The sequence below is a fragment of the Pseudomonas sp. LB1P83 genome (assembly GCF_054897885.1).
In genome coordinates, this window is the sequence record NZ_CM142709.1 from 3095612 (window position 1) to 3109211 (window position 13600).

General features: G+C 59.1%; 10 protein-coding genes. 4 read left to right on the forward strand and 6 right to left on the reverse strand.

Annotation, left to right across the window (positions count from 1 at the left end):
* Positions 1 to 81 precede the first annotated feature (81 nt).
* From glgB to ACYZTY_RS14285, 3 genes are all read right to left on the reverse strand, one after another.
* Positions 82 to 2313 carry a 1,4-alpha-glucan branching protein GlgB gene (glgB, locus tag ACYZTY_RS14275; RefSeq protein ID WP_461959041.1) on the reverse strand — a complete coding sequence of 744 codons (2232 nt, stop codon included), beginning with the start codon at positions 2311 to 2313 and terminating at the stop codon, positions 82 to 84.
* Positions 2314 to 2315: 2 nt separating this feature from the next.
* Entirely contained in the window at positions 2316 to 5657 is a 3342-nt protein-coding gene (treS, locus tag ACYZTY_RS14280) for a maltose alpha-D-glucosyltransferase (RefSeq protein WP_461959042.1), read from the reverse strand.
* 215 nt (positions 5658 to 5872) lie between these two features.
* The gene (locus ACYZTY_RS14285; protein WP_461959043.1) at positions 5873 to 7870 is read right to left on the reverse strand and encodes an alpha-1,4-glucan--maltose-1-phosphate maltosyltransferase; all 1998 of its coding nucleotides are present in this window, start codon (positions 7868 to 7870) and stop codon (positions 5873 to 5875) included.
* Between the two features lie 206 nt (positions 7871 to 8076).
* On the opposite strand from ACYZTY_RS14285, the gene ACYZTY_RS14290 reads away from it, so the two are divergent.
* Entirely contained in the window at positions 8077 to 8244 is a 168-nt protein-coding gene (locus tag ACYZTY_RS14290; RefSeq protein ID WP_461959044.1) for a hypothetical protein, read from the forward strand.
* A 3-nt stretch (positions 8245 to 8247) separates the two neighbouring features.
* Here the strand turns inward: ACYZTY_RS14290 and ACYZTY_RS14295 are convergent, their stop codons facing one another.
* Complete coding sequence (locus ACYZTY_RS14295) at positions 8248 to 8760, reverse strand: MgtC/SapB family protein (RefSeq protein ID WP_461959045.1); 513 nt, start codon at positions 8758 to 8760, stop codon at positions 8248 to 8250.
* Positions 8761 to 8886: 126 nt separating this feature from the next.
* On the opposite strand from ACYZTY_RS14295, the gene ACYZTY_RS14300 reads away from it, so the two are divergent.
* From ACYZTY_RS14300 to mapR, 3 genes are all read left to right on the forward strand, one after another.
* On the forward strand, positions 8887 to 9120 hold the full coding sequence (locus tag ACYZTY_RS14300; RefSeq protein WP_461959046.1) for a DUF3203 family protein: 234 nt from the start codon (positions 8887 to 8889) through the stop codon (positions 9118 to 9120).
* Between the two features lie 196 nt (positions 9121 to 9316).
* The gene (gene ccoG, locus ACYZTY_RS14305) at positions 9317 to 10744 is read left to right on the forward strand and encodes a cytochrome c oxidase accessory protein CcoG (protein WP_461959047.1); all 1428 of its coding nucleotides are present in this window, start codon (positions 9317 to 9319) and stop codon (positions 10742 to 10744) included.
* Between the two features lie 222 nt (positions 10745 to 10966).
* Positions 10967 to 12382, forward strand: a complete 1416-nt coding sequence (gene mapR, locus ACYZTY_RS14310; RefSeq protein WP_461959048.1) for a GntR family transcriptional regulator MpaR — start codon at positions 10967 to 10969, stop codon at positions 12380 to 12382.
* 169 nt (positions 12383 to 12551) lie between these two features.
* Here the strand turns inward: mapR and ACYZTY_RS14315 are convergent, their stop codons facing one another.
* Together ACYZTY_RS14315 and ACYZTY_RS14320 are read right to left on the reverse strand one after the other, a co-directional pair.
* Complete coding sequence (locus ACYZTY_RS14315; protein ID WP_461959049.1) at positions 12552 to 13223, reverse strand: hypothetical protein; 672 nt, start codon at positions 13221 to 13223, stop codon at positions 12552 to 12554.
* Positions 13224 to 13303: 80 nt separating this feature from the next.
* The gene (locus ACYZTY_RS14320) at positions 13304 to 13465 is read right to left on the reverse strand and encodes a hypothetical protein (protein ID WP_461959050.1); all 162 of its coding nucleotides are present in this window, start codon (positions 13463 to 13465) and stop codon (positions 13304 to 13306) included.
* Positions 13466 to 13600 lie beyond the last annotated feature (135 nt).

The window sequence follows — 13600 nt, forward strand, 5'->3', positions numbered from 1 at the left end:
CACTCCCACATTGGTTCTGTGTACGACACAAAACCAATGTGGGAGCGAGCCTGCTCGCGATGGGGGCAACTCGGTTCTAGATCAACCCTCGGGCCGCAGGATCAACACCGCCAGCGGTGGCAGGTTCAACACCAGCGAAAGCGCCTGCCCATGGCTTGGCTCTTCCTCGGTAAACGCCCCGCCGCTGTTGCCGTAGTTGGAACCGGCATACATCGCCGCATCGCTGTTGATTGACTCGATCCAGCGCCCGGCGAACGGTACGCCGATGCGATAGGCTTGACGCGGCACCGGCGTGAAGTTCGCCACCACCAACACCGGCCGCCCTTCCTTGCTCCAGCGCAAGAACGCGTAAACGCTGTTGATCGCATCATCGCCGATCAACCACTGGAAGCCCTGCGGTGCGTCGTCCTGGCCATGCATCGCCGGCTCTTCGCGGTACAGCCGGTTGAGGTCGCCAACCAGTTTCTGCACACCCTTGTGCTCCGAGTATTGCAGCAGGTACCAGTCCAGTTGCTGATCGTGATTCCACTCGCGCCACTGGCCGAATTCGCAGCCCATGAACAACAGTTTCTTGCCGGGATGCGCCCACATGAAGCTCAAATAGGCCCGCAGGTTGGCAAATTTCTGCCAGCGGTCGCCGGGCATCTTGTCGATCAGGGAATGCTTGCCGTGCACCACTTCATCGTGGGAGATCGGCAGGATGAAACGCTCGGACCAGGCATACACCAGGCCGAAACTCAGCTCGTTGTGGTGATGCGCGCGGTACACCGGATCCTGCTGAATGTAATGCAGCGAATCGTGCATCCAGCCCATGTTCCACTTGTAGTCGAAACCCAGTCCGCCCTGTTGCGTGCTTTGGCTGACACCCGGCCACGCGGTGGACTCCTCGGCGATCACCAGCGCACCCGGCGCTTCCAGGTTGACCACGTCGTTGAGGTGGCGCAGGAAGTCGATGGCTTCGAGGTTCTCGCGCCCGCCATGACGGTTCGGCACCCACTCCCCGGCCTTGCGCGAGTAATCGCGATAGAGCATCGACGCCACGGCATCGACCCGCAGGCCATCCACGTGGAAATGCTTGAGCCAGTGAAGTGCCGAGGCCAGCATGTAACCGTGCACCTCGGTGCGACCCAGGTTGTAGATCAGCGTGTCCCAGTCCTGATGGAAACCTTCCTGCGGATTGCCGTATTCGTACAGCGCGGTGCCATCGAATTGCGCCAGGCCGTGGGTATCGGTGGGGAAATGCGCCGGCACCCAATCGAGGATCACGCCGATGTCAGCCTGGTGGCAGGCATTGACGAAGGCCGCGAAGTCTTCCGGCGAACCGTAGCGGGCGCTCGGGGCGAATTGCGACAGCAGCTGATAACCCCAGGAACCGCCGAACGGGTGTTCCATGATCGGCATCAGTTCGATGTGGGTGAAGCCCAGTTCCTTCACATACGGAATCAGCCGCTCGCCCAGTTCGTGCCACGTGTACTGACGCGCCACTTCACCCAGATCATCCAGCTCGCACTGCCACGAGCCAGCATGCAACTCGTAGATCGACAGCGGCGCACTCGGCAGATGCCGGTCGCCACGAGACTCCATCCACGCCTGATCCTGCCAATCGATGTTCAGCGGCGAAGCGACTTTTGACGCTGTGTCCGGCGGCAGCGAGGTGGCCAGGGCCATCGGATCAGCCTTGAGCGGCAGAATGCCTTGGGCACCGAGGATTTCGTATTTGTACGTTTCCCCCGCCTGCAGGCGCGGGACAAACAGCTCCCAGACCCCGGTGGGATGGCGCAGGCGCATCGGGTGGCGACGACCGTCCCAGTTGTTGAAGTCACCGACCACCGACACCCGCTTGGCGTTCGGTGCCCACACGGCGAAACGCACGCCATCGACACCGTCCACCGACTTCAGCTGCGCGCCGAGGCAGGCGCTGAGGTCGCGGTGATTGCCTTCGGCGAACAGGTACAAGTCCATCTCGCCGAGCAACGGGCCGAAGCTGTAAGGGTCTTCAGACACCTGTTCGCCGCCGGCCCACCGGGTGCGCAGCAAATACGGCTGCGCCCGGTCGAAGTGCCCGACAAACAGCCCCGGCGTCTGGGTGGCTTCAAGGTTGCCGAGTTCTTCCCCAGAGTCCCTGGCCAATACCTGCACGCTCAGCGCGTCTGGCAGATAAGCCCGAATGAATTGCCCACCGGCGTCATCGCCGTGGGGGCCGAGAACTGCAAAAGGGTCGTGATGTTCGGCGCGTACCAGCGCGTCGATATCCCGCGATCTGGGCAGCAGCGCCTCTTTGGCGTGACCCTGTTCCTTGTTCGAGAAACTCATGACTACTCTCCACCAAGATCGGAAAAGGGTTTAAGCCCACTCAATAATCCAAACAAACCGTGCAATGGCACCGGCAGCCAAGTGGGGCGATTTTCCGCCTCATAGGCCACCTCATACGCCGCCTTCTCCAGCCCGAACAACGCCAACGCGGCGTCCTCGCCTTCCGGATCTTGCCACGCATGAGCAAGACTAGCTGCCGCCAGCCGATAAGCGTCGACAAATGCCTGTTTTGCTTCATTCAGATAACGGTCGGCTACCCGTTGCCGTGCCGCTTGGGCATCGGCGGTGTTGTCGACGTTATGCACGTTGATCGCCATCGCTGCGGCGTAATCGAAGGAGCGCAACACGCCACTGACATCTTTGTACGGGCTGTGCTTGCCACGTCGTTCGCTCAGCGGCCGCGCCGGTTCACCCTCGAAGTCGATGAGAAAAGCGTCGCCCTTGATCACCAGCACCTGACCCAGGTGCAAGTCGCCGTGGACGCGAATGCGTAAGCCGCCGACGGCTTTTTTGCCCAGGTCCTGGACATGGCTGAGGATGGCTTTTTTGTTGTCCAGTAAACGAGTGACCAGCGCTTTGTCCACCGGGTTCAGTTCACTTTGATGCTGTTTGAGCAACTTCAGCGAGTGCTCCAGCTGCGCCGCAACGTCCTTGGCCGAGGCCAGGGCATCTTTCTGCGTGGTGACCTGCGGGGCGAAGTCCGGGTCATCGGTCGGGGCCGCCAGCACTTGGTGCATTTCACCCAGCCGCTGGCCGAGCATGCCGGCGAAGTCCCTCAGTTCACCCAAGGCGTTGTAGTGCTGCTCCTGCTCGGACATGGCGTCGGCCAGTTCGTCGCGTAGTGCCCGTTCGAGGTTGTTCTGGGTCCATTCCCAGGCGTCGCCCTGATTGCTCAGATAGCCTTGGGCGATCATTAACAGATTGTCTTCGCCCTTGCCGTCGCGGCGAACAACCGAACCCAGCAGCGGCGAGATATTACTGAAACCGGCATGGGTCAGGTACGCGCTCATTTCCAGTTCCGGGTGTACGCCCGAGGCGACTTTGCGGATCAGCTTCAGCACCAGGCTGCTGCCGATAACCACCGAACTGTTGGACTGCTCGGCGGACAGGTAACGTACTTCCGATTCCGCCGTCAGGCCCAGTCTGGCCAATTCGGCAGTCGGCTCGAAACGAATCTCGCCGCCGTCCGAGGGCAATACTTTGTTTTCCTGCATGCCTTGCAGCACCGCGCGGATAAAGTTTTCCAGGCTGAACGCATCGGTGATCAAACCCACCTGAGGGCCACGTCGTACTCGAGACAGCGCCAGTTGCTGCGGCAACGCCGGGCCGACCTGATCATCGGCGATGAAGCCGAACGGCAACTGGTAACGGCTGGTCTGGCCGCCGCTGGTGACTTCGATTTCACTCAACAGCACCGGGTGCTGCGCGTCACCGAAGCGCACGCCGTAAGCCAGGTTGACCTTCTCGATGGCCGCGTCCTTGCCGGCGAACCAGCGGCGGTTTTGCAGCCAGTTCGGCAGGATGCCCTGCTCCAGCGTGCCGCGGGACGGCGTTTCGAGCAGTTCTTCCATGCGTTTTTTCAGCACCAGGGTGGTGAAGTCCGGCAGGCTTTGCGCCGGTTCTACGTGCCAGCTAGGCATTTGATTCTCCGCAGCGAGTCCGAACCAGTAAAAGCCGTACGGCGCCAGGGTCAGGAGGAAATTCAATTGGCCGATCGGCGGAAAGGCGTTACCGCCGAGCATTTCCACCGGCACCATGCCGACGTAGGCCGACAGGTCCAGCTCGGCCGCTTGCGCACTGCGCGATACGTTGGCGACACACAGGATGGTTTCGTATTTGCCATCCGGCCCGGTGTATTCACGGATATAGGCAAGAATCCGCCGATTGCTTGGCGAAAGCATTTTCAGCGTGCCACGACCGAACGCCTTGGACTGCTTGCGCACGGCTAGCATGCGCCGGGTCCAGTTCAGCAGCGAATGCGGGTCGCCGGCCTGGGTTTCGACGTTGACCGACAGGTAACCGTATTGCGGGTCCATGATCGGTGGCAGCACCAGGCTCGCCGGGTCGGCGCGGGAGAAACCGCCGTTACGGTCGATCGACCACTGCATCGGCGTACGCACACCGTCGCGGTCGCCGAGGTAGATGTTGTCGCCCATGCCGATTTCATCGCCGTAATACATCGTTGGCGTGCCGGGCATCGACAGCAGCAGACTGTTGAGCAGTTCCACGCGACGACGATCACGCTCCATCAACGGTGCGAGTCGGCGGCGAATGCCCAGGTTGATCCGCGCCCGACGGTCGGCCGCGTAGTAATTCCACAGGTAATCGCGCTCTTTGTCAGTGACCATCTCCAGGGTCAGCTCATCGTGGTTGCGCAGGAAAATCGCCCACTGGCAGTTGGCCGGGATCTCCGGGGTCTGGCGCAGGATGTCGGTAATCGGAAAGCGATCTTCCTGAGCCAGCGCCATGTACATGCGCGGCATCAACGGGAAGTGGAACGCCATGTGGCACTCGTCGCCGTTGAGGCCTTTTTTGTCCGTGCCGCCGAAATACAATTGCGTGTCTTCCGGCCATTGATTAGCCTCGGCCAGCAGCATGCGGTCCGGGTAGTTGGCGTCGATCTCGGCACGGATCTGTTTCAGTACGTCGTGAGTCTCGGGCAGGTTTTCGTTGTTGGTACCGTCGCGCTCGATCAGGTACGGAATTGCGTCCAGCCGCAAACCGTCGATGCCCATGTCGAGCCAGTAGCGCATTACCGACAGCACGGCTTTCATGACTTGCGGGTTGTCGAAGTTCAGGTCCGGCTGGTGCGAATAGAACCGGTGCCAGAAGTACTGGCCGGCGACCGGGTCCCAGGTCCAGTTGGACTTTTCGGTGTCGAGAAAGATGATGCGGGTGCCGTCGTATTTTTGATCGTCATCGGACCAGACGTAGAAGTCCCGCGCTGCCGAACCGGGTTTGGCTTTGCGCGCACGCTGGAACCAGGCGTGCTGGTCGGAGGTGTGGTTGATGACCAGCTCGGTAATCACCCGCAGGCCACGTTTGTGGGCCTCCGAGATAAAACGCTTGGCGTCGGCCATGGTGCCGTAGTCGGGGTGGACGCCACGGTACTCGGCAATGTCATAGCCATCGTCACGCCGTGGCGACGGATAGAAGGGCAAGAGCCAGATGGTGTTGACGCCGAGGTCGGCAATGTAATCGAGTTTGGCGATAAGACCGGGAAAGTCGCCGATCCCGTCATTGTTGGAGTCGAAAAAAGATTTGACGTGAACCTGGTAGATCACCGCATCCTTGTACCAGAGCGGGTCCTTGATGAAGGTGGCTGCCTTGGGTTTCTTCGCCATTTGAAACTCCTGTTGAATTCGAAATAGCCACAACCAAGCCAGTCGCTTTGGAATAGGGCTTTGTGGCGAGGGGATTTATCCCCGTTCGGCTGCGAAGCAGTCGCATGCGTTTGATCTGGTTGATGCGTTTGGGCGGATTGGGGGCCGCTTCGCGACCCAACGGGGATAAATCCCCTCGCCACAGGAATCCCCTCGCCATAGAGGTCGCGGTGCATTCAGGAAGTTGTGATTCGCCAGATGCCGAACGGTTGATGCGCCGGGTCGATCCGCATGAACTGGTACTTGCCGTGCCAGGTCCAGCGATGGCCGCTCATCAAGTCTTCGCCCTGGGTATTGGCGTCGTCGGGCAAGCCCATTTCCCACAGCGGCAATTCGAAGTTGGCTTCCTGGACGTTATGCGGGTCGAGGCTGACGGCCACCAGAATGAAGTTGCTGCCATCCGCGCTGCGTTTGCCGAAATACAGAATGTTGTCGTTCCACGCGTTGTAGACCTTCAAGCCCAGGTGCGTGTGCAGCGCCGGGTTTTGTCGGCGGATGCGGTTGAGCTGGGCGATCTCGGCAATGATGTTGCCCGGAGCGTTGAAGTCCCGAGGGCGGATCTCGTACTTCTCGGAATTGAGGTATTCCTCCTTGCCCGGCACCGGCGCGGCTTCACACAGTTCGAAGCCCGAATACATGCCCCACAGACCGGAGCCCATGGTCGCCAACGCGGCGCGGATCAGAAAACCGGCGCGCCCGGACTCATGAAGAAACGCGGGATTGATGTCCGGCGTATTGACGAAGAAATTCGGCCGGTAGCATTCACGCCACGGCGACTCATTCAGTTCGGTGAAATAGGTCGCCAACTCCGTTTTGCTATTGCGCCAGGTGAAGTAGGTGTAGCTCTGGGAGTAACCGACCTTGCCCAGCCGCGCCATCATCGCTGGGGTGGTAAAGGCTTCCGCGAGGAACATCACCTCGGGGTACAACGCCCGCACATCGGCGATCAGCCATTGCCAGAACGGCAGCGGCTTGGTGTGGGGGTTATCGACGCGAAAGATCTTCACGCCCTCTTCGACCCAGCCGACCACGATATCGCGCAGCTCGACCCACAAACTGGGGATCGCATCGCTGGCATAGAAATCGACGTTGACGATGTCCTGGTATTTTTTCGGCGGGTTCTCGGCGTATTTGATCGTGCCGTCCGGCCGCCAGTTGAACCAGCCCGGGTGCTGTTTGAGCCACGGGTGATCCTGGGAACACTGGATCGCGAAATCGAGGGCAATTTCCAGTCCGTGATCCGCCGCCGCTGCAACCAGTCGACGGAAGTCTTCGCGAGTGCCGAGTTCGGAATGAATCGCCTCGTGCCCGCCCTCTTCACTGCCGATGGCATACGGGCTGCCCGGATCGTCGGGGCCGGCGGTCAATGAATTGTTTGGGCCTTTGCGGAAGCTGCGACCGATCGGGTGGATCGGCGGGAAGTACAGCACATCGAAACCCATGTCCTGAATCATCGCCAGTCGCGAGTGCACGTCGTTGAACGTGCCGTGACGGGCCGGATCGTCGGTGATCGAGCGCGGAAACAGCTCATACCAACTGGCGAACTGCGCCAGCTCTCGCTCGACGTCCAGTGGAAACTCGGGGCTGAGACTTAGATAAGCGCGGTGATCGGCCTGAGCCATCAGGTCGGCGCTACGTTGGTGCAGAAACAGAGCGACCTGCTCGGTTTCGAGCAGACCGGACAGCTCATGGTGCAACGCCGCCAGTTCTTCGCTCAACGGCCCTTCCGAGCGTTCGGCGGCCTGTTGCACCTGGTTGCGTCCTTCCTGCAATTCCAGACTGATGGGCACGCCCGCGATGTTCTTTTTCTCAATCTCATAACAGAAGCTGGCGAACTGATCGATCCAGGCCTCGATGCAAAAGACGTAGCGGCCCTGCGCCTCAACACGGAACTGGCCCTGCCAGCCGTTATTGCCGAGTTCGGTCATGACCTCGCTCTGCCAGGCGTCGTCGCCGTCGGCACGCCAGCGTATGCGCACGGCCAGTTTGTCGTGACCGTCGGCAAACACTTTGGCGGTGACCACCACGCCCTGACCCACCACGGCTTTGGCAGCAAACTGTCCGCCATCCAGGGTCGGCATGATGTTTTCGATGGCGATGCGCGGTAGCAGCAGAGCCTGCGACAGCGGCATATGAGGGTTGTAGTTCAGCTCTGTCGGTTTTTCAGCAGTCATCGAGCATCTCTCCTTTACGCCCCATGGACGCTCTTGTGTCTGGTCGTCATTCACGCGGAACCGTCTGCCCTGAAATGAACTCACTTAGGTTCCGAGCGACAAGCGCGGGGAAAAGTTCACGCCCATTTGCCGGGAATCAAATTCCTCGCGCAACGGTCAATCAACTTAAGCACGACTTACGCCATGTGCCACTGGAGGCTTCAACGATGAGTATTCCAATCCCGGCCGAAACACCTGATCCGAACATCGACAACCCGACCATTCCGCCGACCGAGCCGGAACCGGTGCCCGAGCAAGAGCCGCCGGGAACCACTCCACCGCCTAGGGAAGAGCCGCCAGCCACCGTGCCGCCGGTGATCCTGACGCCAGAGTGATAGCTACGGCCGCTCTTGCTCGTCTGTTTCCCTGTCGATCATTCTCACGATCCTCGGCATCACGCTGAAAATCGCCAATGCCAGCAGCGTACTGAACACCGCCGTCGCCTCGCGACCCAGCCCGGCCGAGACACCGATGGCGGCGGTCATCCACAAGCCGGCGGCGGTGGTCAGGCCTTTAACATGGCCATCATCGCCTTCCTGGTTTTTCAGGATGGTGCCGGCGCAGAGGAAACCGATCCCGGCGATCACGCCTTGCACCACCCGGCTCATCGCGTCTGCCTGGGAGCCAGACATCTGCGGCACCAGCACAAACAACGCCGCGCCCAGCGCCACCAGCATGTGCGTGCGAACCCCGGCAGCCTTGCCCTTTTGCTCCCGTTCGAAGCCGAGAATCCCGCCCAAAATCGCCGCGATCAGCAATCTCACGGTTATGCGTGTCAGTTGGGACGCATCGCCGATGTCGGCGAACTCCGCTTGCAACGTTTCCCAAACCTCATGCCACCAGGCGTTCATGGTGCAATCCTTGTGATTGATTGTTATTGGAAGGATGGACCGCGCCGACCATTAATCGGTTGCACAGAACGATGACCGTCGGATGCGCCCTAAGAGTTTAGAACCCGCTAAAAAAAGGACACCGCCATGACTGTGCGCATCGAAAACCAGACCTGCTTTTTCCTTACCGACAACGGCGAAGAAATTCGCCTGTGCCCCGATGTCACGATCATCACCGACTCGGAAAAAGCCATGTCGGCGGTGGAGATCAACGGCCAGCGTGTCTACATTACCGAAGCAGAAGCCGATGCATTGACCGTAGCAGGCGCAGTGGACGGTCGTAAGCATTTGAAGGCCACCGACAGTGATTCGGTGATTTGACTGACCCGGATCAACAACGCCCGCAAGCGCCTGATATAAGCGCCTGCGCCCCGCTGCGACGGGGTGCATCAAGTTGTCGCAGGGAGCGGATCAATGCCCATCTGATCCGCTTTTTATTGCAATACCTGAGTCTGTTATGCAAACAGATTGCTGGTCATAGTGCTCACGCCTGATGGAGGCTGATGAGCGAAAGACCATGAGCGAAAGAATCCCCGTCCGAACCGTAGAACCTGCCTCATTTATAAAAAGCGAGCCTTTGCGTCCAAAGATAAAGGCCAAATCCAGCGACAACCTGATCCACACCCGCAGCTTTACCGGCCTGTTCCGGACCTTGCGTCTGAGCGGTGCGGGCTTATTGTTTTTGCTGTTCTTCGGCACCGTGTGGCTGAACTGGGGCGACCGTCAGGCGGTGCTCTGGGACCTTTCCGAAAGCAAATTCCACATCTTCGGAGCGACCTTCTGGCCGCAGGATTTCATCCTGCTCTCGGCGCTGCTGATCATCGCCGCGTTCGGCCTGTTCGCGATCACCGTGTTCGCCGGCCGGGTCTGGTGCGGTTACACCTGCCCACAGAGTTCCTGGACCTGGATCTTCATGTGGTGCGAGAAGATCACCGAAGGCGAACGCAACCAGCGGATCAAGCTGCAAGCCGCGCCCTGGGGCCTGAACAAGCTGATCCGCCGCTCGGCCAAGCACGCCCTGTGGCTGGCCATCAGCCTGCTCACCGGGCTGACCTTTGTCGGTTATTTCACGCCGATCCGGCCGCTGGCCGAAGAGCTGCTGACCCTGCAGATGGGGGGTGTCAGCCTGTTCTGGGTACTGTTTTTCACCGGCGCAACTTACATCAACGCCGGTTGGCTGCGTGAAGCGGTGTGCATGCACATGTGCCCGTATGCGCGGTTCCAGAGCGTGATGTTCGACAAAGACACCCTGACCATTTCCTACGACGCTGCCCGTGGTGAAAACCGTGGCCCGCGCAAACGTGAGGTGAAACCGGCCGAGGCTGGTCTGGGTGACTGCATCGATTGCCATTTGTGCGTGCAGGTCTGCCCGACCGGGATCGACATTCGCGACGGCTTGCAAATGGAGTGCATCGGCTGCGCGGCGTGTATCGACGCCTGCGATTCGATCATGGACAAAATGGGCTATGCCCGTGGCCTGATCAGCTATACCTCGGAGCATGAGTTGCAAGGTGGCAAGACCCACCTGCTGCGGCCGCGGCTGATCGGTTACACCGCGGTGCTGCTGGTGATGATCGGCGCCCTCGCCCTCGCATTGGTCGAACGGCCGATGGTGTCGCTGGACGTGAGCAAAGACCGTGGCCTGTTCCGCGAGAACAGTCAGGGCCAGATCGAAAACATCTACAGCCTGAAGGTCATCAACAAGACTCAGCTGCGTCAGGATTACCAACTGAGCCTGGTGGATGGCGAAGGCTTCCAGCTGCAAGGCAAGACCGAGCTGAGCCTGGCGCCGGGCGAGATTGTGGATGTGCCGCTGTCGGTGGCAATGCTGGCGGACCGGCCGACCAGCAGCTCGCAGACGATCAGTTTCAAGATTGTCGACAGTGACGAGCCGGACATCTACAGCGTGGCCAACAGCCGGTTTGTTGCGCCGATGAACCGTTGATCCATTAGAATCCCCCCCTCACCCCAGCCCTCTCCCCAGGGGGGAGAGGGGGAAAGGGAGCCCATCTCCACGCGTCTCAAAGTCTGCGTTCACCTCGATATTTCAGGTCGATGTAGCTTGAAAAAACAACTCGGTCAGTCCCCTCGCCCCTCTGGGGAGAGGGTTAGGGTGAGGGGTGATATTCCTGACACCCAACACAAACCCCTGGCAACAAGGCACTCGATGAAACGCTACGAAAAATTCGCCGACGACATCGCTGAACTGATCCGCTCCGGCGTCCTCGGCCCTGGCCAACGCGTGCCGTCGGTGCGCTACGCCAGCCAGACTTACGGGGTCAGCCCGTCCACCGTATTCCAGGCCTATTATCTGCTCGAACGCCGTGGCCTGATCCGCGCCCGGCCGCGCTCCGGCTACTTCGTCAACACGCACGCGCCGAGCCCGTTCTCGGAGCCGGTGATCAGCAGCCAGGTCAACGAATCCACCGAAGTCGACGTCAGCGAGCTGGTGTTTTCGGTCCTCGACTCGATCAAGGACCCGACCACCGTGCCCTTCGGCTCGGCCTTCCCCAGCCCGACCCTGTTCCCGTTGCAGCGCCTGTCCCGCTCCCTGGCCAGCGCCGCCCGGGACATGGACCCGCGCATGGTCGTCACCGACATGTCGCCGGGCAACCCGCAGCTGCGTCGCCAGATTGCCCTGCGCTACATGGTCGGCGGGCTGATGCTGCCGATGGAAGAACTGCTGATCACCAACGGCGCGCTGGAAGCGCTGAACCTGTGCCTGCAAGCGGTCACCGAACCCGGCGACCTGGTGGCCATTGAAGCGCCGGCGTTCTATGCCTGCCTGCAAATACTGGAACGCCTGAAGCTCAAAGCCGTGGAGATTCCGGTGCACCCGCGCGACGGGATCGACCTGGGCGTGCTCGCCCAAACCCTGGAGCGCCACCCGATCAAGGCATGCTGGTGCATGACCAGTTTCCAGAACCCGATGGGCGCAACCATGCCCGAGGCCAAAAAGCAGGAGCTGGTCGAGCTGTTGCGCAGCCACCAGGTGCCGCTGATCGAGGACGACGTCTACGCCGAACTCTATTACGGCCAGCAGGCGCCGAAACCGGCCAAGGCGTTTGATACCGAAGGTCTGGTGATGCATTGCGGTTCCTTCGCCAAGAGCCTGGCCCCGGGCTACCGCATCGGCTGGGTCGCCGCCGGGCGCTACGCGCAGAAGATCGAGCGTCTGAAACTCATGACCTCGCTGTGCGCCTCGATGCCGGCCCAGGCCGCCATCGCCGACTACCTGCAACACGGCGGCTACGACCGTCACCTGCGCAAGCTGCGCTACGCCCTGGAAGAACAGCAAAGCGCCATGCTCGCGGCCATCGCCCGCTACTTCCCGGCGCAGACACGCGTCAGTCAGCCGGCCGGCGGCTACTTTTTATGGCTGGAACTGCCGCCGCAGATGGATTCTTTGAAGTTGTTTCAGATGGCATTGGCGCAAGGCATCAGCATCGCGCCGGGACCGATCTTTTCACCGACGCAGCGGTTCAGGAATTGTATACGGCTGAATTACGGCAGCCCCTGGAATGAGGCGGCCGAGAAGGCGATGGAGACGTTGGGGCGGATTGTGCGGTCGCTCGCGTTATGAGTAGAGGAAAACCTCAGCAAACAAAAGTCCTGCAGACGGAGGCCAGCAGGACTTTTTCTGGTATATCGCTTGCACCTGCACAACTATTGCACAGTAAAGTCACACGATTAATAAATAGTGATCTATAGATTAAAACGCTACATCAAGCCAATTCTCTAATTCAAAGCCTTCAACCGATGTCGCTCAATTCCAGAACCCCAGCGCCCTTGATCTGCATAGTCAACACCACGGGAACCGGATCGAAAATTATGTGTTGCTGGTGCCTGCGCACGTCAGAAAAATATTGCTGGGGATCATTTTCAAGTTGCCCTGGATTGCTATAACGGTAGGTAGGCCCGAGTATTTTATTGTGAGTCAACTCCATCGCAGCTATAACATGACCCGCGAAAAAGTCATCATCCGGCAAATCCGAACTGATGATATATTTTCGATCAACATTTATCAACCGTACAACCCCCGGAGATACATTGTCTAAATAGAATCGCGTGGGATTGGCTTTTTCCAGCACAACCAGATTTCGATCTTCAAGTTCCTCTCCATAGGCACCCAGCATTTTCTCCATGCTCAGATAATACCCATAGAACTTTCCAGGCGTTGCAACAGTCAATGTATACCGGTCACTTTCCGATCGAAAGTGAATCAACAAAGGCTCATCCTTTTCATTGTCGGCAACGGTCAGGAAACCTGCCTCATCCTGTAGCTGACGGCTGTATTCCGACCTCTGAGAGGGCGTCAACCGTGGCCGCTTCAGCCTGGATTCCATCAGTTGATAATTCAGCACCAATGGTTTCCCTTTCAGAAACAGATGGGCAACTATTGACTTGTTTTCTTCGGCATTCATCTAAATATTTCCATCTATAAAAATAACATCACAACTGACAATCTACCTGCAATACCCAGGGACTCTTACAACTAGAACAATCACTCAATGACGTTGCGTTTTCGCCGCTCCAGAATCATCTTGTCCGCACAATCAGCAGCGTCTACCATGTATTGAAAAGGCGCGCCTATACCAAAGTTTTTATGCATGTAACGCAGTACGAAGTCATCCCAGAAAGCAACTTCATCTTTATAAATATCCATATTAAAACTCCACTATTGAATTTAACCGTCCCGCACTCTTGCGGAACAACCCAAATAATAGCCGCACTCTTTTCAACGTTCAAGACTCACGCACCGGCAAACCCAATACAGAGAGTGTCAGAAAAATAAAAGTCT

Bases quoted from the DNA above. Each gene is read 5' to 3' on its own strand.
- ACYZTY_RS14320 (WP_461959050.1), bottom strand. From the start codon at position 13,465: ATGGATATTTATAAAGATGAAGTTGCTTTCTGGGATGACTTCGTACTG.
- ACYZTY_RS14290 (WP_461959044.1), top strand. From the start codon at position 8,077: ATGAGTATTCCAATCCCGGCCGAAACACCTGATCCGAACATCGACAAC.
- mapR (WP_461959048.1), top strand. From the start codon at position 10,967: ATGAAACGCTACGAAAAATTCGCCGACGACATCGCTGAACTGATCCGC.
- ccoG (WP_461959047.1), top strand. From the start codon at position 9,317: ATGAGCGAAAGAATCCCCGTCCGAACCGTAGAACCTGCCTCATTTATA.
- glgB (WP_461959041.1), bottom strand. From the start codon at position 2,313: ATGAGTTTCTCGAACAAGGAACAGGGTCACGCCAAAGAGGCGCTGCTG.
- ACYZTY_RS14315 (WP_461959049.1), bottom strand. From the start codon at position 13,223: ATGAATGCCGAAGAAAACAAGTCAATAGTTGCCCATCTGTTTCTGAAA.
- treS (WP_461959042.1), bottom strand. From the start codon at position 5,657: ATGGCGAAGAAACCCAAGGCAGCCACCTTCATCAAGGACCCGCTCTGG.
- ACYZTY_RS14300 (WP_461959046.1), top strand. From the start codon at position 8,887: ATGACTGTGCGCATCGAAAACCAGACCTGCTTTTTCCTTACCGACAAC.
- ACYZTY_RS14295 (WP_461959045.1), bottom strand. From the start codon at position 8,760: ATGAACGCCTGGTGGCATGAGGTTTGGGAAACGTTGCAAGCGGAGTTC.
- ACYZTY_RS14285 (WP_461959043.1), bottom strand. From the start codon at position 7,870: ATGACTGCTGAAAAACCGACAGAGCTGAACTACAACCCTCATATGCCG.